Origin of the sequence: Rhizobacter sp. AJA081-3, assembly GCF_017795745.1 — a bacterium.
Taxonomy (GTDB): domain Bacteria; phylum Pseudomonadota; class Gammaproteobacteria; order Burkholderiales; family Burkholderiaceae_C; genus Piscinibacter.
Map to the genome: position 1 here is coordinate 3,134,452 of NZ_CP059067.1, position 18,951 is coordinate 3,153,402.

The window sequence follows — 18,951 nt, forward strand, 5'->3', positions numbered from 1 at the left end:
AGCGCCATCCCGGCGTCGGCCCGCTCAGCTCAAACGTTAGGCCTCAGAGCACGAGCTTTGTCGCCACCAGTTCAATCGAAGGATTCAAAGTGGCCCGCCAGATCGTGTTCACACCAAAGGCGGCCAAGCCGCCACCTTCCTACAGCCAGGCGGTAAAGGCCGCGGGCCTTGTCTTCGTGTCGGGCACGGCGCCAACTGATCCCGCCACTGGCGCGATCAAGGGAACAACCATCCAAGAGCAAACGCGTCAGTGCCTGTCCAACATCCAAGCCATTCTCGAAGCGGCAGGCAGTTCGCTCGACAAGATCGTCAGTGTCACAGTCGTGCTGGCCGAGGAAGACGACTTCCCCGGAATGAACGAAGAGTGGCTCAAGTGGTTTCCTTCAGATCCGCCAGCACGCCAAGGTGCCAAGCTTCCCGCTCGCATCCCCGGCCTGAAGGTGTCCATTGCAGCCATCGCTGAGGCCTAACCCTTCGCTGGAGCGGACCTCCACCGGCCTGGCACTTGGCCCGCGAAGCGCTCAGGCTTAGCATGCGCCTCGCGGGCCAAGCGCCATTCCAGCGTCGGCCCGCTCAGCTCAAACGTTAGGCAGCACAGCCACACCACGCCGCCCATCAGCGCGTTTTGCTACCGGAGCATCCGCTCGCTTGTAGCCACGGCGATCCTTCGCAGGAGAATGCGTTCTACTGCTACGGGAGACGCAAATGCCAATCGAGCTGAACCGCGAGGCACGAAACCAAGCCGTCGCGTCTATCGAGCGCTACTTCGCAGAAGAACTCGATCAACGCATTGGGAACATTGGCGCAAGCGCCCTACTGAGCTTCTTCCTCGAAGAGGTGGGGCCACTCGTCTACAACCAGGCTGTCAGCCAGGTACAGGAGCGCCTTCAGGAGCGAGTTCAAGAACTGGACATCGAGTTCAACGAGGAAGAACTCCAATACTGGCGTCGTCGTCAAGCGCCTTCCAAGCCCAAGCGGTAGGCCAAGAGGGTGCTGCCTAACCCTTCGCTGGAGCGGACCTCCACCGGCCTGGCACTTGGCCCGCGAAGCGCTCAGGCTTAGCATGCGCCTCGCGGGCCAAGCGCCATCCCGGCGCCGGCCCGCTCAGCTCAAACGTTAGGCGTCGAAACCAAGGCCGGATGCACGGCGGCCCTAAAGTCGATCACACAACGGGCCTTTACCGTTGCACTACCGAGATGTGGGAGCGAGAAGGACTCGCCCTCTTCTTCAGGGCACTCTTGCCCGATGCGATTGCCGAACTGGCAAGCACTAGTCCCCGCGCAACTTCAGTTTCACTAGCAGAGGAGCCAGTTCGCTCCACAGAGCGGCCTCCTCGAGCGTGAGCGCCTCGGGTTCTTTCGACAAACCAAGAACTTCAATGAACGGAGGCGCGCGCCCGAAGAGCGTTATGTTGCGCGCCATGTAGAACTGAGCAACGACCTCTCGTGGCTCCTGCCCTGGATACCTAGTCCGAATTCTCAGCATGTCCATAGCATATCGTCACGGGCAGCGCCACCGCAGAAAGCCTCAGCCTCCGCGCCCGAGATCGACGCCTAACCCTTCGCTGGAGCGGACCTCCACCGGCCTGGCACTTGGGCCGCGAGGCTCTGAGGTTTAGCATCCGCCTCGCGGCCCAAGTGCCATTCCGGTTCCGGCCCGCTCAGCTCAAACGTTAGGCAGCACCACGCAACGTTGAGGGTGCTCGCCACCGTCGCTGGGCGGCAGTCGCCGCCAAAGACCCAATGCACTTCCTGGCCACGCCTGCGCAGGTTCGCCAAAGGCTGAGTGGCAATGCTCAAGTGCCATGGTCGGCGCATTTGCCAAGCGCGCTCACTCTGCAGCGCTTCGCGGCGACCAAGCTCTGTCGCTCGCTCCATTGGCTTCAGTCAGTCCTTGGTGCCGCCGCCAGGCGGAAGGCTCTGCCCTCGTTCACCGCCGGCGATGGCGGCGGACTGAGCAGCGCCTGCTCCAGCTCCCCGCTGTGGCGCGTCAGCGGCCAATAGTGCAAGCCAATGCCTCGGTGCTGCGGTCTCCAGCATCGGTTGGGTTCGCCTCGAGCAGTGCTGCCTAACCGGTCGCTCGAGTGGACTCGCACCGGCATGGCACTTGGCCCGCGAGGCGCTCGCTGTCATCATTCGCCTCGCGGGCCAAGCACCATCCCGGCGCTCGCCCCTCAGCTCAAACGTTAGGCAGCACAGCCCTGTCCGTACACTACGATGCCTTCAAACTCCTCTGCGTTCTCGTACCAGAGCTGGGCCGAACGTGCACGCTCTCAGCCCGAGTTCAGAGCCGCAACAGAGTTGCTCAGCGCAGATGCCAGGGCAACGGACAGGCTCTTCTTCGGCGTACGAACTTCAGGGGAAGGCACAGCGGGCATCTATGTCGAGCTCTACTACGAGCCAACTGCGCGAATTCTGTCCGCTTGCATGTTCACCTTCGTTGTACCGGAGGACGGCTTCCTCACCGAGGAGACGGCAAAGCTCAGCCAAGTTCAGCTGGCTAGGCCCGTGCAACCGTTCACCGATCTGATCTCCTCAACGGCACCGAGAAGAACTATCTGGTTTGACATACACCTCGAACTTGTCGAGCCTTCTTCGACAGAGGTCCCCGTCTCCAGCGCCAGTGCTCGCCTACGCAAGATCTACTCAGGCGCTTCTCCGTATTGCGGGCCGAAGATCCTCCCCACCGCTCTACCCAGTCGCGATCAGAACTTGCGTGTCTTCGGCAGGCTACTTTCCGGTGGCCAGTTCTTCTGCCCAAACTGCTCGGGGATCGGTGCTTTTGACGACATGGCCATACCGAAGGCCGATTGGGACTCAGGCGCCACTGGGTATGCGCTCTACTCCTGCAACCGAGTTTGTGGTCGTGTAGCCTGCAACGTTTGCGGCGGCTCCGGCGGCAAGTTCGCGAGTTGGTATCTGGAGGAGCACCCGGAGCTTGCGGAGGTTGTCTTTGCCGCCGGTAGCGGACTGCGACCTTCCTCAGAGTCGTAACTCCTTACTCACCGCATCGGTCGTTCTTGCGAGTGCTGCCTAACCCTTCGCTGGAGCCGACTCGCACCGGCATGGCACTTGGCCCGCCTCCTGGCTTAGTACATCATCCATCCGGCGGGCCAAGCGCCACACCGGCGCTCGCGCCTCAGCTCAAACGTTAGGCCTCAGTACAGCCACTCTGCCTATCGCACAGACTCATGAACGCCCCTCAGTATCAGTGGAGCTGCCACGTCTGCCAAGCCTCAAATCGGGCAGGAACTTCTCTGTGTGCTTCTTGCGGATTCCCGGCCACAGCAACGGGCAAAGACATACAAGCGGCAGAACTTGCCCGCCGAAGCACAGATCAGATAGCACCAAGTGCGCACCGCGAAGAACGAAGGAGTCTTTGCTCACTCAACACAGTCGCGTTCCTCGCTACTTTCTTCATTGGGTACATGGTCACTCGCGGGCTGGTGACTGGCTCGCTGCCACAGACCGTTTCTCTCATCCACAACCTACCCATTCTTGTCTTCTTCTCGAGTGCGGGCTTTCTGCTCCGGCGAAGACTAAAGAAGCAGGAATTCCCGCCACCCATCTACCTTGCATTTCACCTCTCTAGCGGCTGGCTCTTCGGTCTCGGGTGGGCTACGCGTTTGGCCGCCAAGTAGCACACCGCAGTGATGAGGCCTAACCCTTCGCTCGAGCGGACTCGCACCGGCATGGCACTTGGCCCGCGAAGCGCTGAGGCTTAGCATGCGCCTCGCGGGCCAAGCACCACACCGGCGCTCGCCCGCTCAGCTCAAACGTTAGGCCTCATGTCCGCCGATCCCGAACAACTCGCTGCTCTCCGTATCGTCGAGGCGATTCGTGCTGCGTTCCCAGCAGAAGCGGCGGAAATCGATGAGCTACTTGCGAGGGATGGCTACGAGAACGCCCCTCACACTTGGGTCGAGCGCTTCTCTCAGTTCACCACAGACGCCATCAAGCGCGGCGAGGTCACAACGGCAAGCGCGCACCTCAACTTGCTATCACGGCTCCTTGCTCAGGGCAACGATTTCACTCTCCGCTGCATCGACGTCGCATACGTCGAATCTCTGATGTGGGACGTTGAAGACGAAAAACTCAAGAAGAGTGGGTGGAAGTTGGTTCCCGCAAACCTGCGAGCGCTCTACGTCGAGATGTGGGGCGAAAGACCATTCATGAAGGGTGTGAAATGAGGCCTAACCCTTCGCTCGAGCCGACTCGCACCGGCATGGCACTTGGCCCGCGAAGCCGTGGTTCTTATCATCGGCCTCGCGGGCCAAGTGCCATACCGGCGCTCGCGGCTCAGCTCAAACGTTAGGCTGCACTTGCAACTCACTGCACTCGCGTGGAGCTTCACAGCCGCGGTGTTGGTGCACAACGCCGAGGAAGCCGCATTCCTGCCTCGTTGGTCGCGCAGTGCAGCGCGCTGGTATCGCCCGGTGAGTGACTCAGAGTTCCGCTTTGCGGTCGGCGTTCTCTCTGCGTTGTTCTTGGCACTCACATTCGCAGCAACTCTGGCGGTCGCGCCTGGCTGGCTGGTCAAGCACGTTTTCGCAGGCTATGTAGTCGCCATGCTCGCCAACGCGCTTGTCCCGCACCTGGCTGCCACGGTCGCGCTCCGGAGGTACATGCCAGGCACCGCCACTGCTTGGCTGCTGGTAGTGCCGTTTGGCGCCGTGTATCTGCACTCAGCCGTTCAGCAGCGTCAAGTCGAGTTGCGCGTTCTCGCTTGGGTTGCGCCCACGGTCGCATTGGTACTGCTGGCGGCCATTCCGCTTCTCCTGCTCGCGGGTCGGCGTCTTTGGCCATCCTCTTGGCGCGCAAACAGTGCAGCCTAACCCTTCGCTGGAGCCGACTCGCACCGGCATGGCACTTGGCCCGCGAGCCCGTGGTTCTTATCATCGGCCTCGCGGGCCAAGCGCCATCCCGGCGCTCGCGCCTCAGCTCAAACGTTAGGCCTCACCCCAAATCCGCTCCTGCCCACCGGAGAGTCTTGGTGCCAAGCTTGCTGACCCTCCTAGTACACCCGCCCTGCCCGACTGAACCTGTGTGCACATCTAGGAACCTGTTCCCAGGTATGGCAAAGTGATGTCTAAATCACGTTAGGCGTCGCAGTCACCCACCTTGCTATGTCCGCAAGTCCCTCTCCTGAAGCTGTCGTCCGGGAGTTCTGGCGCCTGATGGGAACGAACGACTTCCACGCGGTCAAGCCCGTCCATTCGCCCGAGGTGGTAGTCGAGTGGCCGCAGTCCAAGGAGCGCATCCGTGGGCCGGAGAACTTTGCGCGCATGAACGCGGCTTGCGCTCGCGAGAGGCAACGCCTAAGGTCGGTCTGCAAGTAGGGGTGAGGGCCATGCGGAAAAGGACGGCGAGATGGCTAACGGCGGCCGCCTGCTTCGCCGGCATGGCGATGTACAGCTATCTTTTTCGGTTGCATCTGTGGCAGCCGCTGCTAGAAAGCATTGCAGGGCTCCCGATGCTGGTGCGGAACGTGATCATCATTCTCGCGGCCTCACCCATTTTTCTGCTCGCGACCTATGCCCTCCATGTTCTGAAGCCATCGGCGAACAAGAAGTATGAGAGAAGCGGCTTTGACGATGTCTGATGGCTTGGCTGGTCCTTGGCATCTAGAGCCAGGCGGCGGAAAAACGGCGACGCCTAACCCTTCGCTCGAGCCGACTCACACCGGCGTGGCACTTGGCCCGCTTCCCGGAGTGGTTCATCATCCGTCCAGCGGGCCAAGTGCCACACCGGCGCTCGCGGCTCAGCTCAAACGTTAGGGCGCTAAACACACCATGCCCATCATCGTCACAGCCGATGAAGAGCTGCTCGTTGGAACCCCTGCGGTAATCGATGGAGCCGCGCCAGAGTCGTCCTTTGCAGCAGTGTTCGAAGACGACGGAGACACTGGCTATCTCTATGCGCTCGACACAAGTCTGTCTGGCCAGCAGATCCAGGACGCTCTACACATCTACAACGTGTCGAACGTCAGCGACCGACATTTGCCTTCGCAAGTCAAGATCGGCTGGTCCACCGACAGTACAAAGGTCGTACTTCTCATCAATGGCTATCCACATGCGGTCTTTGACTTTGCCGCCAAGCGCGGCTATTGCCGTTCGGGGTTCCCTCCTCCCGCAGCCAATGGAGCATGGTCGGGTCATGAGTGGTCTGAGCAGGCGCTACAACTGTTCGCATAGCGCGCCCTAACCCTTCGCTCGAGCGGACCTCCACCGGCAAGGCACTTGGCCCGCGAGCCGGTTAAGGTCATCATCCGTCTCGCGGGCCAAGCGCCTTCCCGGCGTCGGCCCGCTCAGCTCAAACGTTAGGCCCCACATTGAGAACGAGAACTATCGTCCTGGCTTTCACTGTCTGCACGCTCGCGCTGTGCGGGGGCTTGCTGTTCGTGGACGAGCCAACCCCTTCCGAGGCGGCAAAAGGGCAGGTTCTCGGCGACTTCGATGTCTCAGGCACTGCAGATCCTCCAGCGAACTTTTCTGTAGAGGCGAGCACATTCACGGCGGGAGGTGCACTCCATATCGAAAAGCTGGAGTTCTTCCACAATGTCGGTGCCGTTCCTCCGGTCACGCTGACCAAAGGCGAAGGCGGCACTGCTGTTGTGCATATCTGGGCGCGTCGGCCACTTGTCCAACTGATCGGTACGAAGTGCGAGTTCGCTCGAACCGTTCGCTTCTCAATCCCAACTCCGTTGCTTGTCGGCGTCACGCGCGTACTACTCGTCAATCACGACACTGGCGCTACACAGGTACTCGTCGAGAACGAGGCATTGGCCAGCCTTCTTCGGGAGCCGGAGCTTGCCTCAGCAAGCGGACGCTGGTCTAAAGCGCTCCCTGTGGCGGGCAACGGGTGCGGGGCCTAACCCTTCGCTGGAGCGGACCGCCACCGGCATGGCACTTGGGCCGCGAAGCGCTCAGATTTATGCTGCGCCTCGCGGCCCAAGCGCCATCCCGGCGTCGGCCCGCTCAGCTCAAACGTTAGGCAGCACGGCCAATCCATAGCGGCGCTCGCCACGGTCGCTGCGGCGGCGGTCGCCGCCAAAAACCGAATGCCTCTTTAGCCAAGGCTCGCTGGTCGGTCGCAACAGTGGAAGCAACATCGCTCAAGCTGTACCTGCGGTGCGTCAGCGAATCGGAGTTCAAGCCAAGTGCTCATCGGTCGGCCTCGCCGCCAGCTCGTACCGCCGCTCAGGTCAGTCAGTCGGTGGGGCCGCCTGGCGGCGGCTGTTCCCGCCTGCGCTCATCGCTCGTGGGGCGGAACACCAAATTCATCACCCCGGCTCGGGTTCCCACCCCCGGCGCAGCTGCGACCAGTCTCCAAGGCTATCGGCTTCCTGGCTTCGCCCCACGCCTGCCACCGCCGCGTGCACTCGGTGCTGCCTAACCCTTCGCTGGAGCCGACTCGCACCGGCGTGGCACTTGGCCCGCCGGCCGGTCTGGTCCATCATCCGTCCAGCGGGCCAAGCGCCACACCGGCGCTCGCGCCTCAGCTCAAACGTTAGGCGTCACCAAGCCACCGGACATGTTCCTCATCCGTCAGCTCGCTACCGCTGATTCGCTCGAAGAGCTTACGCATCTGCTACATCGAGCCTATGCGCCGTTGGGCGCCATGGGCCTCAACTACACCGCAGTGAATCAGCCAACCGAAACAACGGTCCGTCGCATCTCGGACGGTCAGTGCTTCGTCGCGGAATGGCAGGGGCAACTCGCAGGAACGGTACTTGCCAAGCCAACCGAGCATTCCAGCGAGTGCGAGTACTTCGCTCGCCAGGGCGTGGCCACACTGCGGCAATTCGGGGTCGCGCCGCAACTTCAGGGCCGCGGCATCGGTAAGGCTCTCGTTCAAGCCTGCGAAGCCTGGGCGCTCGAGCGCGAGTTTCGCGAACTGGCGCTCGACACAGCTGAACCAGCAACGCATCTGCTTCAGCTCTACTCTCGCTTGGGCTTTTCACCAGTCGGCTTTGTTCAGTGGTCCGGCAAGGTCTACCGTAGCGTCGTCATGAGCAAGGCGCTGCAGTGACGCCTAACCCTTCGCTGGAGCCGACTCGCACCGGCATGGCACTTGGCCCGCGAGCCCGTGGTTCTTATCATCGGCCTCGCGGGCCAAGCGCCATGCCGGCGCTCGCGCCTCAGCTCAAACGTTAGGCAGCACCACGGAATGCTGATGGTGCTCGCCACCGTCGCTGGGCGGCAGTCGCCGCCAAAGACCAAATGCACTCCCTGGCCACGTCTGCGCAAGCTCGCCAAAGACTGAGTGGCAATGCTCAAGCGCCACGGTCGGCCCATCTGCCAAGCCTGCTCAGTTGGCAGCGCTTCGCGGCCACGAGTCTCTGTCTCTCGATGCGCTGGCTTCAGTCAGTTCGTGGTGCCGCCGTCACTCGGAAGGCTCTGCTCTCGTTCACCGCCGGCGATGACGGCGGCCTGAGCAGCGCTTGCTCCAGTTCCCTGCGGTGGCGCGTCGGCTGCCAGTAGTGCACCCCAATGCCTCGGCACTTCGCTCTTCTGTCTCGGTTTGGTTCGCCCCGAGCAGTGCTGCCTAACAGGTCACTCGAGTGGACTGCCACCGGCAAGGCACTTGGCCCGCGCGCCGGTTCAGGTCATCATCCGCCTCGCGGGCCAAGCGCCTTCCCGGCGTCAGCCCCTCAGCTCAAACGTTAGGCAGCACCACGGAACGCTGAAGGTGCTCGCCAACGTCGCTGGGCGGCAGTCGCCGCCAAAGACCAAATGCACTCGCTGGCTACCTCTGCGCAAGCTCGGCAAAGACTGAGTGGCCATGCTCAAGCGCCACGGTCGGCGCATCTGCCAAGTCTGCTCAGTTGGCAGCGCTTCGCGGCCAGCAGCCTCTGTCTCTCGATGCGCTGGCTTCAATCAGTTCATGGTGCCGCCGCCACTCGGAAGGCTCTGCTCTCGTTCACCGCCGGAGATGGCGGCGGACTGAGCGGCGCTTGTTCCAGTTCCCCGCGCCGGCGCATCAGCGGCCAGAAGTGAAAGGAAATGCCTGTGTGCCTCGCTCTCTCGCATTGGCTTGGTTCGCCTCCAGCAGTGCTGCCTAACAGGTCACTCGAGTGGACTGCCACCGGCAAGGCACTTGGCCCGCGCGCCGGTTCAGGTCATCATCCGTCTCGCGGGCCAAGCGCCTTCCCGGCGTCAGCCCCTCAGCTCAAACGTTAGGCGTCACAAGCACCGTGTCCCGTCCTGCCATCGTCTTCATCTGTAGTCTTGCCGCATTTGCGCTGACGCTCATTTCCGTTCCAGTCGCCATTCGGTTCACGTTCGCACCGCTGAACTACTGGTTCACAGGTCTATCGGCGCTGTCAGTGCCTGCGAGCGCTCTGTTCTGGGCCAAGTCCATGCCAGTCACTAGCAATCGTTCCCTAGCCCTAGCTCTCGCCGCGGTCGTGGCCGTACCACTCGTCCCGTATGGCTTACTTGCGTTTTCGGAAAGTGCGCGCATGGAGGGCGCGAGCGATCCTTCCTATCGTCTCCTGAGCGAGGTTGGTCGCCCCATAGGCTCCTACCGGCTCTACCAGACCAACTGTGGCGCTTCATGCTCTTACGGGCTCGAACTTCGACGAGAGTTCTCAGCACTCAACTTCGTGAGCGCTGTCCGTCCCGTCTGGCAGGCAGCGGCAGAAGATGCGGCCACCCTGCGAGCAGCAGCCAATGGCAGCGTTCAAGTAGTGCGGGGCGAGTATGTACTTCACTCACAAGAGTAGTGACGCCTAACCCTTCGCTCGAGCGGACTCGCACCGGGATGGCACTTGGCCCGCGAGGCTCTCATGGCTAGCATCCGCCTCGCGGGCCAAGCGCCATCCCGGCGCTCGCCCGCTCAGCTCAAACGTTAGGCAACGCCAGCACCATTCATGCAGCTAGTGCGACCGTCTGAACTTCACTTGCCAAGCTACGTGGCGGCGCTGGAGCGTGGGTGGTCCGCGGACAACCTGCGACCCGAATCGGCACAAGAAGAACTTGCCCGCGTCCGGACAGACGCTCAAGCGTTCGTTGCAAGCATGGAGGACCGCGAAGCCAAGGGCCCGCCAGTAGCTCTCCCGGACGGCTCAGTCGTCAACCGCCTCCCCGGCTTTCGGCGCTGGCTGTGGGACGGAGAGTTCTGCGGAACCATTGGCTTCCGATGGCAAGAAGGAACAACCGCATTGCCGCCGCACTGCCTCGGTCACATCGGCTATGCAGTCGTTCCCTGGAAGCAGAGGCTTGGCTATGCCAAAGCGGCGCTTGCGCAGCTACTACCGGAAGCCAAGTGTGTTGGGCTGCCCTTTGTTGAGATCACGACCGATCCAGAAAACACCTCCTCCCAGCGCGTCATCCTGGCCAATGGTGGCGTTCTGGTAGAGCACTTCACCAAGCCACCACAGTTCGGCAGCAAGCCCGGGCTGAGGTTTCGCATCGCGCTTGCATAGCGTTGCCTAACCCTTCGCTCGAGTGGACCCGCACCGGCATGGCCCTTGGCCCGCGAGGCTTCTCAGGTCATCATCCGCCTCGCGGGCCAAGCGCCACACCGGCGCGGTCCCCTCAGCTCAAACGTTAGGCCGCACAGGCACCAACCGATGCGCCTGCAACGAATGGCAATCGCAATAGCGGGCTGGTATGGCAATGGCTTTCAGGCGCAACTCTGTGGGAGAGCATGAATGATTCTGGTACTGGGCAGCTTGGTTGCGCAGGAAGCTCTTTTCGCCAAGGCTCTTGCTCTCAGCCAAGAGCACGTTGCCCGCTCGCGCGCAGAACCCGGCTGCATCTCCCACGCTGTTCACCGAGATGTAGAGAATCCCCTGCGTCTTGTCTTCGTCGAGGAGTGGCAAGACCAAGAGGCACTAGTGGCGCACTTCAAGCTTCCTGCGTCTCGCGCCTTTGCCAAGGCCATGGCCGAGATCTCATCGCAACCGCCAAGCATGTCAGTCCTTCATGCAAGCCCGGTTCAGCTGCCCGGCAAGAGTGCGGCCTAACCCTTCGCTCGAGCGGACCGCCACCGGCCTGGCACTTGGCCCGCGAGGCGCCCAGGCTTAGCATCCGCCTCGCGGGCCAAGCGCCATCCCGGCGTCGGCCCGCTCAGCTCAAACGTTAGGCGGCATGAGCAACCCACTGCGACGCGCATCGCTCAAAGCTCTGGCCGGAGTCTTACTCGCTCCGACTACAGCGCTAGCACAGCCAAAGGGAGAAAACAGAATGCCATCCGTCGCCAAAGGCACCTTCACCGTTGAGATGAAGCCTCAAGCCGAGCCAAGCGCGGCAGAAGGAGTGAGCCTTGGTCGCATGTCGCTCGACAAGCGGTTCGAAGGTGATCTGGTTGCCACCGGCAAAGGCGAAATGCTCACAGCGCTCACGCCCGTCAAGGGTTCCGCGGGCTATGTGGCTATCGAGCGGGTCGCTGGAACACTCCATGGCCGCGACGGGAGCTTCGTCTTTCAGCACAGCGGCACCATGGATCAAGGGGCACAGCGGCTGTCCATCACGGTTGTGCCTGATTCCGGCACCGGCGCCTTGGCGGGAATCTCAGGCATGTTCAAGATCAACATCACCGAAGGCAAGCACTTCTACGAGTTCGAGTACTCGCTCCCTTAGTGCAGGCTGAGGCAATGCCGCCTAACCCTTCGCTGGAGCCGACTCGCACCGGCATGGCACTTGGCCCGCTTCCCGGTCTGGTCCATCATCCGTCCAGCGGGCCAAGCGCCATACCGGTGCTCGCGCCTCAGCTCAAACGTTAGGCGTCACCAGATGCACAAGAGCGCGCGCCGACTGGCCCTTCTCGTAGCAACGCTTCTCGCTGCCTGTAGCGAGATGGGGAATGACACAGGCCAAATCAGCCAGCGCATCGGCGACCTGGCGAAGAAGCCTGAAACCAAGGAGGTGCGGCTGGCTGAGCTCACTTCCTTTGGTTGGGACCGCTTCTTCATCTTCAAGCCGGGCACGAAGCGCGAAGAGATCTGTGATTTCATCGGTGCCAAGCGTCCCAGCTGTGGCCGGGTCATCCGGTACGAATCGGTGCCCCAGACTCATGTCGCACTCGTGTTCGGGTTGGGCAATCAGCTAACTCACACCGAACTTCATGCTCTGGCTAACGGGCGGTTCAATCTGCCGCCTTCCGAGCGCGGCTACCCCAAAGAATCCGCCATCTTCAAGGTGCGCCGCGCTTTGTCCGGTACGGAGCAAGAGGTCTGGCTCGAGCCGCAGTGACGCCTAACCCTTCGCTGGAGCCGACTCGCACCGGCATGGCACTTGGCCCGCTTCCCGGAGTGGTTCATCATCCGTCCAGCGGGCCAAGCACCACACCGGCGCTCGCGCCTCAGCTCAAACGTTAGGCCGCACGGGCGCCACCATGGTGTCCACTCGGCCGCTGCGCTCCTGGAGGCATCGTTGAATCTGAACACTGCACGAGTCTTTGTCCGCGACATCGCTCAAGCGCGAGAGTTCTACGCCAACAAGCTCGGGCTCAAGGTCAAGGCTGAGAGCCAAGCGCAGGGCTACTGCGTGTTCAGCAGTGGCAATTGCGAGTTGGTCGTCGAGTCAGTCGCTCCGGACGCGCCACCAGACGAGCAAGCACTCGTCGTCAGGTTCACCGGGCTGTCGTTTCTGGTGCCAAGTGTTCACGTGACACACCAGGACCTTGTCTCCAAGGGAGTAGTGTTCACTGGGGCACCCGAGCGTCAGTTCTGGGGTGGCACGCTGGCAACCTTCAGCGATCCGGAGGGCAATGAGTTCCAAGTCGTGCACAGAGATGCGGCCTAACACTTCGCTCGAGCGGACCGCCACCGGCCTGGCACTTGGGCCGCGAGGCGCTCAGGCTTAGCATTCGCCTCGCGGCCCAAGCGCCATTCCGGCGTCGGCCCGCTCAGCTCAAACGTTAGGCGTCTAAGGAACCTCTGTGATCGTCCGAGCAGAAGAGTCGCAGGATCAGCAAGCTGTCAGATCTGTGAATCTGGCAGCCTTCGAGACTGCGGCGGAAGCCAATCTCGTTGACGCGCTGCGCCAGCAAGCTCACCCACTTGTCTCCTTGGTCGCCCAGGTGGGCGACGATGTTGTCGGCCACATCATGTTCAGCCCCGTTTCCCTTGAGGGGCACGCAGAGCTGAGCCTCATGGGGTTGGCTCCAATGTCCGTCTTGCCGGCGCATCAGCGCAAGGGTGTGGGCTCTGCCTTGGTCCGTACCGGTCTGCAGCGCTGCCGCGCACTCGGCGTTGGGGCAGTTGTTTTGCTCGGACACCCAGGCTACTACCCTCGCTTCGGCTTTCAGCCATCGGTTCCCTTCGGCATTACCTCGGAATACGACGCACCGCCAGAGGCCTTCATGGTCCTGGAGCTTCAGCCAGGCTACTTGGGTGGCGCATCGGGAACCGTCAAGTTCCACGCGGCATTCCAAGACGCCTAACCCTTCGCTGGAGCGGACCTCCACCGGCCTGGCACTTGGCCCGCTTCCCGGAGTGGTACATCATCCGTCCAGCGGGCCAAGCGCCATCCCGGCGTCGGCCCGCTCAGCTCAAACGTTAGGCAGCACAGGGCACGCTTGCGGTGTTCGCAGCGTTGTAGAAGCAGCCATGGCAGTGCACCTCGATCACCTCATGATCCCCTCCAAGAGCAGCGAGGCTGCAGCTCGCACGCTCGCGGAGATCCTCGGAGTCACCTGGGCCCCTGCAAAGGTCGGCCCCTTCATCGCGGTTCACGTAAACGACAGCCTCACGATCGACTTCGATGAATGGACAGATGAGTTCCCCAAAGGGCACTACTGCTTCCGCGTCAGCGAGCTGGAGTTTCAAGTCATCCTGGCCAGGTTGGTCGCCTCGGGCATCGCCTACCGCAGCCTTCCTCACGGTCCGAACGACTACCAGGTCAATACATCCCTGGGCAGCCTCATCGTCTACTGGGACGAACCAGACGGTCATGTCTGGGAGTTGCTCACGCAGAGCTACGCTCGAGACTCCGGCAAACAGACGGGCCAAACCCAGAGTGCTGCCTAACCCTTCGCTGGAGCCGACTCGCACCGGGATGGCGCTTGGCCCGCTTACCGGAGTGGGTCATCATCCGTCCAGCGGGCCAAGCGCCATCCCGGCGCTCGCGCCTCAGCTCAAACGTTAGGCGTCAGCCACTCACACGCTCCACTGACCGTCGAGGAGGAGATGTCAAAGCTCCGAGTAGTACTTGCCCTAGCTGCAGGCCTTACGCCACTGGCGGCCATCTCCGCTCCGGAGACTCCGAGCGCAATCAGGGAGGCATTTCCGCCAGCGGTACAACTTTGTCGCACCGAGGGCGCCGAAGAGATTGGCCTGCGCCTACTCTCTGGTTGGTCTCGCTGCTTTGCCAAGTCACTGCCGCCAGGTTCGCAGGCTGTACTTGTCGGCAAGCTCCCAATCCTGATTCCAGCGGGCGCTGGTTCAACGACCTCTGTTCGCGTGGAGTACTCCAGCGATACCACGACATTGATTAGCGAGGGAACGGGAGCAGTAGGCATCATGATGATTGCCGACGTACGGAAGACTGAAGCCTGTGCCGCGGAGGTCCAGATCCGCGGCGCGAGCAAGTTCATCAATACCATCGCTCACAAGTCTGCGCGGTTCGTTGACGATCCAAATGCGAAGTGTCCCGCCGACGATCGATAACTTGAATACTTCTTTCGGCCAATGCTGAGCACGTGACGCCTAACCCTTCGCTCGAGCCGACTCGCACCGGCATGGCACTTGGCCCGCGAGTCGCTGGTTCTTATCATTCGCCTCGCGGGCCAAGCGCCATCCCGGCGCTCGCGCCTCAGCTCAAACGTTAGGCGTCACGAGTTGCACCTATGTCGCGTGGCTACCGCCTCTTTGTCTTCTACGCCGCTGTAGCGCTTCTGGCGATTGATGTGTACGCCGTGCTCTCCCGTTTCATGGGGGCACCCGCCGATTCGGTGTCGTGGCAGAAGACACTCTTCGCACTTCTCTTGCAGGCTATCGCACTTGCCATCCTCATCGCTTGCTCGTACTACATGAGCATCGCAAAGCTTCCACTCGTCGAAGGCTCCTCGCGTCTGTGGTCTCCAGGCTGGCGCATCGTCCCATTCTTCGCGGCTTGCTTGTTGGCGGCGTACTCGTACCAGATGCTCTTCAATGCTTTGAACTGCGGCTCTCATCCATTGCCCACAAACCGTGGTCAAACCACATGCCCAAGCAGGTAAATGGCTCACGCCAAGTGCGGCTTCCTGCTCCGGCAGTGACGCCTAACCCTTCGCTGGAGCGGACCTCCACCGGCAAGGCACTTGGGCCGCGAGGCTCTTGTGGTTAGCATCCGCCTCGCGGCCCAAGCACCTTCCCGGCGTCTGCCCGCTCAGCTCAAACGTTAGGCGTCTAGGAAACCTCTGTGATCGTCCGAGCAGAAGAGCCGCAGGATCATCAAGCTGTCAGATCTGTGAATCTGGCAGCCTTCGAGACTGCAGCGGAAGCCAATCTCGTTGACGCGCTGCGCCAGCACGCTCACCCACTTGTCTCCTTGGTCGCCCAGGTGGGCGAAGAGGTTGTCGGCCACATCATGTTCAGCCCCGTTTCCCTCGAGGGGCACGCAGAGCTGAGCCTCATGGGGTTGGCTCCAATGGCCGTCTTGCCGGCGCATCAGCGCAAGGGTGTGGGCTCTGCCTTGGTCCGTACCGGTCTGCAGCGCTGCCGCGCACTCGGCGTTGGGGCAGTTGTTTTGCTCGGACACCCAGGCTACTACCCTCGCTTCGGCTTTCAGCCATCGGTTCCCTTCGGCATTACCTCGGAATACAACGCACCGCCAGAGGCCTTCATGGTCCTGGAGCTTCAGCCAGGCTACTTGGGTGGCGCATCGGGAACCGTCAAGTTCCACGCGGCATTCCAAGACGCCTAACCCTTCGCTGGAGCGGACCGCCACCGGCATGGCACTTGGCCCGCGAGGCGCCCAGGCTTAGCATCCGCCTCGCGGGCCAAGCGCCATCCCGGCGTCGGCCCGCTCAGCTCAAACGTTAGCCGTCACCAAGTGCCCCAGGTCCACGAACTCCTCGAACTCGATCTACTGACATTGCGCGAACACACGGAACGCGCGGGTGATCGGCTTGATCCGGACCGCCTGCGCAACTCGATCGAGACTGCGCTTCCAGTTTCTGAGGTTGCTTTCGTTCGTCGTCAGGGCGCACTTGTCGCGTACGCCATGCTCCAGCCTCGCGAGGCCGGGCAGTGGTTCGTCACAGGATTCAACACCCATCCCGAGCATCGCAGCGCTCCAGTGTTCCGAGCACTCTTCCGCCAGCTCCTGGAAATCGCATCACGCCGAGGCATCACCTCGCTGCGAAGCAATGTCTACAAGACGAACCGCCTGTCCATGGCCTTCCATGCTCGCCTCGGGTTTCGGGTCACTCGGGAGAATGCAAAGGGAGTGGAGTTCACAGCCACCGTCCCCGAGCTACTGGCAAAGAGCGGTCTGGTCGCGCAGTGACGGCTAACCCTTCGCTGGAGCGGACCGCCACCGGCCTGGCACTTGGCCCGCTTCCCGGAGTGGTACATCATCCGTACAGCGGGCCAAGCGCCATCCCGGCGTCGGCCCGCTCAGCTCAAACGTTAGGCCTCACCACCTGAACCGATGGACGTCCTTCGTCTCCCTGGAAACTCTTGGTTCATCCAGTTTGAGCAATCGCGCGGCTGGGGCTGTACAGCCCAAGGGGGCCAAATCTGGTTCGCGGAGCGAGAGAACTTCGTTCCGTTGCTTCCGCTGCTTGAACAGCCATGGCCTGAAGCTTCAGCGTTGGTCAGCGCAGCGTGTAAAGCCGCCCAAGTCGAAGCAGAGTTCCCGTTCGAACAAGTTGTCCTAGAAGCTCTAGCTTGGCCCACCGAGGGCTGGCCGAGCCTCGCGCTTACCTGGTTTTCTCAGGGCTTCCCTGTCTCTAGCGCCGCTCGCCAAGAACTGGCTGCACTTTCCCAGAACAAGGCAATGCCGCAACGCCTTCGTCATCAGGCCTTTGCCCACTCTAAGGCACGCAGAGCCAGTGAGGCCTAACCCTTCGCTGGAGCGGACCTCCACCGGCCTGGCACTTGGCCCGCGAGGCTCTCAGGCTTAGCATGCGCCTCGCGGGCCAAGCGCCATTCCGGCGTCGGCCCGCTCAGCTCAAACGTTAGGCGTCACAACCCGAACCGAGCGCACTCGCCACCGCGAGCACATGCCCATCTGTCAGGTTCCACGAGCGAACATCAACCAGGAGTTGCGAATGAGCACGTATGTGATCTTCGACGTCGAGATTCGCGACATGCTTCGGTATCAAGAATTCATGAAAGGCGTCAAGCCCGCACTTGATGCAGCAGGTGCACGCTACCTCGCACGTGGAGGCGCGCACAAGGTGCACGAAGGCGATTGGCAGCCACGGCGGATTGTGATCCTTGAGTTTCCGTCGGTCGCTGCGTGGGAATCGTTCTACACAGGCCCCGTCTACCAAGGACTCAAGGCAATCCGAGACGAATGCAGTTCTGCGAGGTTAGTTTCAGTGGAAGGCATTGAACCCTAAGTTGCCAAGCCGCCAGTGACGCCTAACCCTTCGCTGGAGCGGACCGCCACCGGCCTGGCACTTGGGCCGCGAGGCTCTGACGTTTAGCATCCGCCTCGCGGCCCAAGCGCCATTCCGGCGTCGGCCCGCTCAGCTCAAACGTTAGGTTCGCTAGAGGCAGAATAGCTCTCGGGAGCGAAATCAAAGGGGGAAACATGCCGTTCGCCGGACTAGGGCTTCACGTTGTCATCGCCATACTCTGCGCGATCCACGCGATCCGCACGCGCCAGCAGATGTACTGGCTCTTCATCCTTTTCGCGTTCCCGTTGCTGGGAAGTTTGGTCTACTTCTTTGCCGTCTATATGCCCAACTCTCGCCTGGAGCGCGGCGCGATGAAGGCCGTATCTGCGGCGGTAAAGGCCATTGATCCGACGCGCGAAGTACGTGAGGCGAGAGTCGCATTCGCAGATGCGCCTACGGCGCAAAACCAAATGCGGTTGGCTGCTGCGCTCCTTGAAGTTGGTGAAGCTGCAGAGGCTGCGCAGCAGTATCAGTCTTGCCTTCAGGGCCCCTTCGCCTCTGACCCCGACATCCGGATCGGAGCCGCAAGGTCTTTCGTCGAGTGTCAGCGCTACGCGGATGCCTTGCGCTACCTGGAGCCTCTGCGCGCGGAAAGACCTGAGTTCCGCGCAGAGTCCGTATCTCTGTTGCTTGCGCGTTCCTATGCCGGAACATCGCGGGGATCAGAAGCCAGGGCAGAGTTCGAGTCAGCAATCGCAAAGTTTGGCACGTACGAGAGTAGGGCTGAGTACGCCATCTGGGCTTATGCGATGGGTGATACGGGAACAGCCGAACGGCTAGCTGCAGAGTTGGAGAAGATATCTTCTCGCTGGAACTCGCTGACGCGCGAACTTAATGAGCCGGTCACTCGCCGTCTCGCAGCCGCAAGGGCACTAGCCAGCAAGCGAACCTAACCCTTCGCTGGAGCGGACCTCCACCGGCCTGGCACTTGGGCCGCGAGGCGCTCAGGCTTAGCATTCGCCTCGCGGCCCAAGCGCCATTCCGGCGTCGGCCCGCTCAGCTCAAACGTTAGGCATCACAGGGCAACATCGTGCGGGTAGTCAACGTCCACGAACGCAACTTCCGCTGCAGCCCACAACAGGCTGCGCAGCTTCTGGATTCACTGTCCTCGCCAAGAGACATGCTGTGGCCGTCGCAATCTTGGCCGCGTATGCGCTTGGACCGACCACTCGGCCTCGGTGCCACTGGAGGCCACGGACCTATCCGCTACTCCGTCATTGCCTACGAGCCGGGCAAGAGGGTCACTTTTGAGTTCATCTCGCCACGGGGTTTCGTGGGTACGCACTGGTTTGAGGTCTTGGGCCACGAGCCCACCGGGACTGTGCTGCGGCACACCATCGACATGTCTCTTAAGGGGGCCGCACTGCTCTCCTGGCCCGTAGCCGTCCGTCCT

General features: G+C 61.9%; 20 protein-coding genes. All 20 read left to right on the forward strand.

Annotation, left to right across the window (positions count from 1 at the left end; genetic code table 11):
* Window positions 1-89: 89 nt before the first annotated feature.
* The 20 genes from HZ992_RS14865 to HZ992_RS14960 all read left to right on the forward strand — a co-directional run bounded on the left by HZ992_RS14865 (window position 90) and on the right by HZ992_RS14960 (window position 18,451).
* Window positions 90-470: a RidA family protein gene (locus HZ992_RS14865; protein WP_209382617.1), complete on the forward strand. Its 381-nt coding sequence runs from the start codon at window positions 90-92 to the stop codon at window positions 468-470.
* A gap of 235 nt (window positions 471-705) precedes the next feature.
* Complete coding sequence (locus tag HZ992_RS14870; protein WP_209382618.1) at window positions 706-981, forward strand: DUF2164 domain-containing protein; 276 nt, start codon at window positions 706-708, stop codon at window positions 979-981.
* A 1,445-nt stretch (window positions 982-2,426) separates the two neighbouring features.
* The gene (locus HZ992_RS14875) at window positions 2,427-2,993 is read left to right on the forward strand and encodes a hypothetical protein (protein WP_209382619.1); all 567 of its coding nucleotides are present in this window, start codon (window positions 2,427-2,429) and stop codon (window positions 2,991-2,993) included.
* Window positions 2,994-3,787: 794 nt separating this feature from the next.
* A complete protein-coding gene (locus tag HZ992_RS14880) occupies window positions 3,788-4,189 on the forward strand; it encodes a DUF7674 family protein (protein WP_209382620.1) in 402 nt (133 codons plus the stop codon).
* Window positions 4,190-4,231: 42 nt separating this feature from the next.
* Window positions 4,232-4,834 (forward strand): HXXEE domain-containing protein, encoded by a 603-nt coding sequence (locus tag HZ992_RS14885; protein ID WP_209382621.1) that lies wholly within the window; start codon window positions 4,232-4,234, stop codon window positions 4,832-4,834.
* Between the two features lie 566 nt (window positions 4,835-5,400).
* Window positions 5,401-5,601 carry a hypothetical protein gene (locus tag HZ992_RS14890; protein WP_209382622.1) on the forward strand — a complete coding sequence of 67 codons (201 nt, stop codon included), beginning with the start codon at window positions 5,401-5,403 and terminating at the stop codon, window positions 5,599-5,601.
* Window positions 5,602-5,791: 190 nt separating this feature from the next.
* On the forward strand, window positions 5,792-6,193 hold the full coding sequence (locus HZ992_RS14895; protein WP_209382623.1) for a DUF2251 domain-containing protein: 402 nt from the start codon (window positions 5,792-5,794) through the stop codon (window positions 6,191-6,193).
* Window positions 6,194-6,390: 197 nt separating this feature from the next.
* Window positions 6,391-6,873, forward strand: coding sequence for a hypothetical protein (locus HZ992_RS14900; RefSeq protein WP_209382624.1), 483 nt, complete (start codon window positions 6,391-6,393; stop codon window positions 6,871-6,873).
* Window positions 6,874-7,532: 659 nt separating this feature from the next.
* Window positions 7,533-8,030 (forward strand): GNAT family N-acetyltransferase, encoded by a 498-nt coding sequence (locus HZ992_RS14905; protein ID WP_209382625.1) that lies wholly within the window; start codon window positions 7,533-7,535, stop codon window positions 8,028-8,030.
* Window positions 8,031-9,903: 1,873 nt separating this feature from the next.
* Window positions 9,904-10,428, forward strand: a complete 525-nt coding sequence (locus tag HZ992_RS14910) for a GNAT family N-acetyltransferase (protein ID WP_245213045.1) — start codon at window positions 9,904-9,906, stop codon at window positions 10,426-10,428.
* Between the two features lie 228 nt (window positions 10,429-10,656).
* Complete coding sequence (locus tag HZ992_RS14915; protein ID WP_209382627.1) at window positions 10,657-10,971, forward strand: putative quinol monooxygenase; 315 nt, start codon at window positions 10,657-10,659, stop codon at window positions 10,969-10,971.
* A 220-nt stretch (window positions 10,972-11,191) separates the two neighbouring features.
* Window positions 11,192-11,587 carry a DUF3224 domain-containing protein gene (locus tag HZ992_RS14920; RefSeq protein WP_209382628.1) on the forward strand — a complete coding sequence of 132 codons (396 nt, stop codon included), beginning with the start codon at window positions 11,192-11,194 and terminating at the stop codon, window positions 11,585-11,587.
* Between the two features lie 153 nt (window positions 11,588-11,740).
* Entirely contained in the window at window positions 11,741-12,199 is a 459-nt protein-coding gene (locus HZ992_RS14925) for a hypothetical protein (protein WP_209382577.1), read from the forward strand.
* A gap of 180 nt (window positions 12,200-12,379) precedes the next feature.
* The gene (locus HZ992_RS14930; RefSeq protein WP_209382629.1) at window positions 12,380-12,751 is read left to right on the forward strand and encodes a VOC family protein; all 372 of its coding nucleotides are present in this window, start codon (window positions 12,380-12,382) and stop codon (window positions 12,749-12,751) included.
* Between the two features lie 136 nt (window positions 12,752-12,887).
* Window positions 12,888-13,391 (forward strand): GNAT family N-acetyltransferase, encoded by a 504-nt coding sequence (locus HZ992_RS14935; protein WP_209382630.1) that lies wholly within the window; start codon window positions 12,888-12,890, stop codon window positions 13,389-13,391.
* 166 nt (window positions 13,392-13,557) lie between these two features.
* Window positions 13,558-13,977 (forward strand): VOC family protein, encoded by a 420-nt coding sequence (locus HZ992_RS14940; protein WP_209382631.1) that lies wholly within the window; start codon window positions 13,558-13,560, stop codon window positions 13,975-13,977.
* Between the two features lie 1,372 nt (window positions 13,978-15,349).
* Window positions 15,350-15,853, forward strand: a complete 504-nt coding sequence (locus HZ992_RS14945; RefSeq protein WP_209382632.1) for a GNAT family N-acetyltransferase — start codon at window positions 15,350-15,352, stop codon at window positions 15,851-15,853.
* A gap of 129 nt (window positions 15,854-15,982) precedes the next feature.
* Window positions 15,983-16,438, forward strand: coding sequence for a GNAT family N-acetyltransferase (locus HZ992_RS14950; RefSeq protein WP_209382633.1), 456 nt, complete (start codon window positions 15,983-15,985; stop codon window positions 16,436-16,438).
* A 766-nt stretch (window positions 16,439-17,204) separates the two neighbouring features.
* Window positions 17,205-17,498, forward strand: a complete 294-nt coding sequence (locus HZ992_RS14955) for a DUF1330 domain-containing protein (RefSeq protein ID WP_209382634.1) — start codon at window positions 17,205-17,207, stop codon at window positions 17,496-17,498.
* A 194-nt stretch (window positions 17,499-17,692) separates the two neighbouring features.
* The gene (locus tag HZ992_RS14960) at window positions 17,693-18,451 is read left to right on the forward strand and encodes a hypothetical protein (RefSeq protein WP_209382635.1); all 759 of its coding nucleotides are present in this window, start codon (window positions 17,693-17,695) and stop codon (window positions 18,449-18,451) included.
* The last annotated feature ends 500 nt before the right edge of the window (window positions 18,452-18,951 follow it).

Excerpts from the sequence above, each read along its gene's own strand:
- HZ992_RS14940 (WP_209382631.1), top strand. The coding sequence starts at position 13,558 with ATGGCAGTGCACCTCGATCACCTCATGATCCCCTCCAAGAGCAGCGAG.
- HZ992_RS14955 (WP_209382634.1), top strand. The coding sequence starts at position 17,205 with ATGAGCACGTATGTGATCTTCGACGTCGAGATTCGCGACATGCTTCGG.
- HZ992_RS14870 (WP_209382618.1), top strand. The coding sequence starts at position 706 with ATGCCAATCGAGCTGAACCGCGAGGCACGAAACCAAGCCGTCGCGTCT.
- HZ992_RS14875 (WP_209382619.1), top strand. The coding sequence starts at position 2,427 with ATGTTCACCTTCGTTGTACCGGAGGACGGCTTCCTCACCGAGGAGACG.
- HZ992_RS14895 (WP_209382623.1), top strand. The coding sequence starts at position 5,792 with ATGCCCATCATCGTCACAGCCGATGAAGAGCTGCTCGTTGGAACCCCT.
- HZ992_RS14890 (WP_209382622.1), top strand. The coding sequence starts at position 5,401 with ATGGCGATGTACAGCTATCTTTTTCGGTTGCATCTGTGGCAGCCGCTG.
- HZ992_RS14920 (WP_209382628.1), top strand. The coding sequence starts at position 11,192 with ATGCCATCCGTCGCCAAAGGCACCTTCACCGTTGAGATGAAGCCTCAA.
- HZ992_RS14915 (WP_209382627.1), top strand. The coding sequence starts at position 10,657 with ATGATTCTGGTACTGGGCAGCTTGGTTGCGCAGGAAGCTCTTTTCGCC.
- HZ992_RS14960 (WP_209382635.1), top strand. The coding sequence starts at position 17,693 with ATGCCGTTCGCCGGACTAGGGCTTCACGTTGTCATCGCCATACTCTGC.
- HZ992_RS14925 (WP_209382577.1), top strand. The coding sequence starts at position 11,741 with ATGCACAAGAGCGCGCGCCGACTGGCCCTTCTCGTAGCAACGCTTCTC.
- HZ992_RS14905 (WP_209382625.1), top strand. The coding sequence starts at position 7,533 with ATGTTCCTCATCCGTCAGCTCGCTACCGCTGATTCGCTCGAAGAGCTT.
- HZ992_RS14880 (WP_209382620.1), top strand. The coding sequence starts at position 3,788 with ATGTCCGCCGATCCCGAACAACTCGCTGCTCTCCGTATCGTCGAGGCG.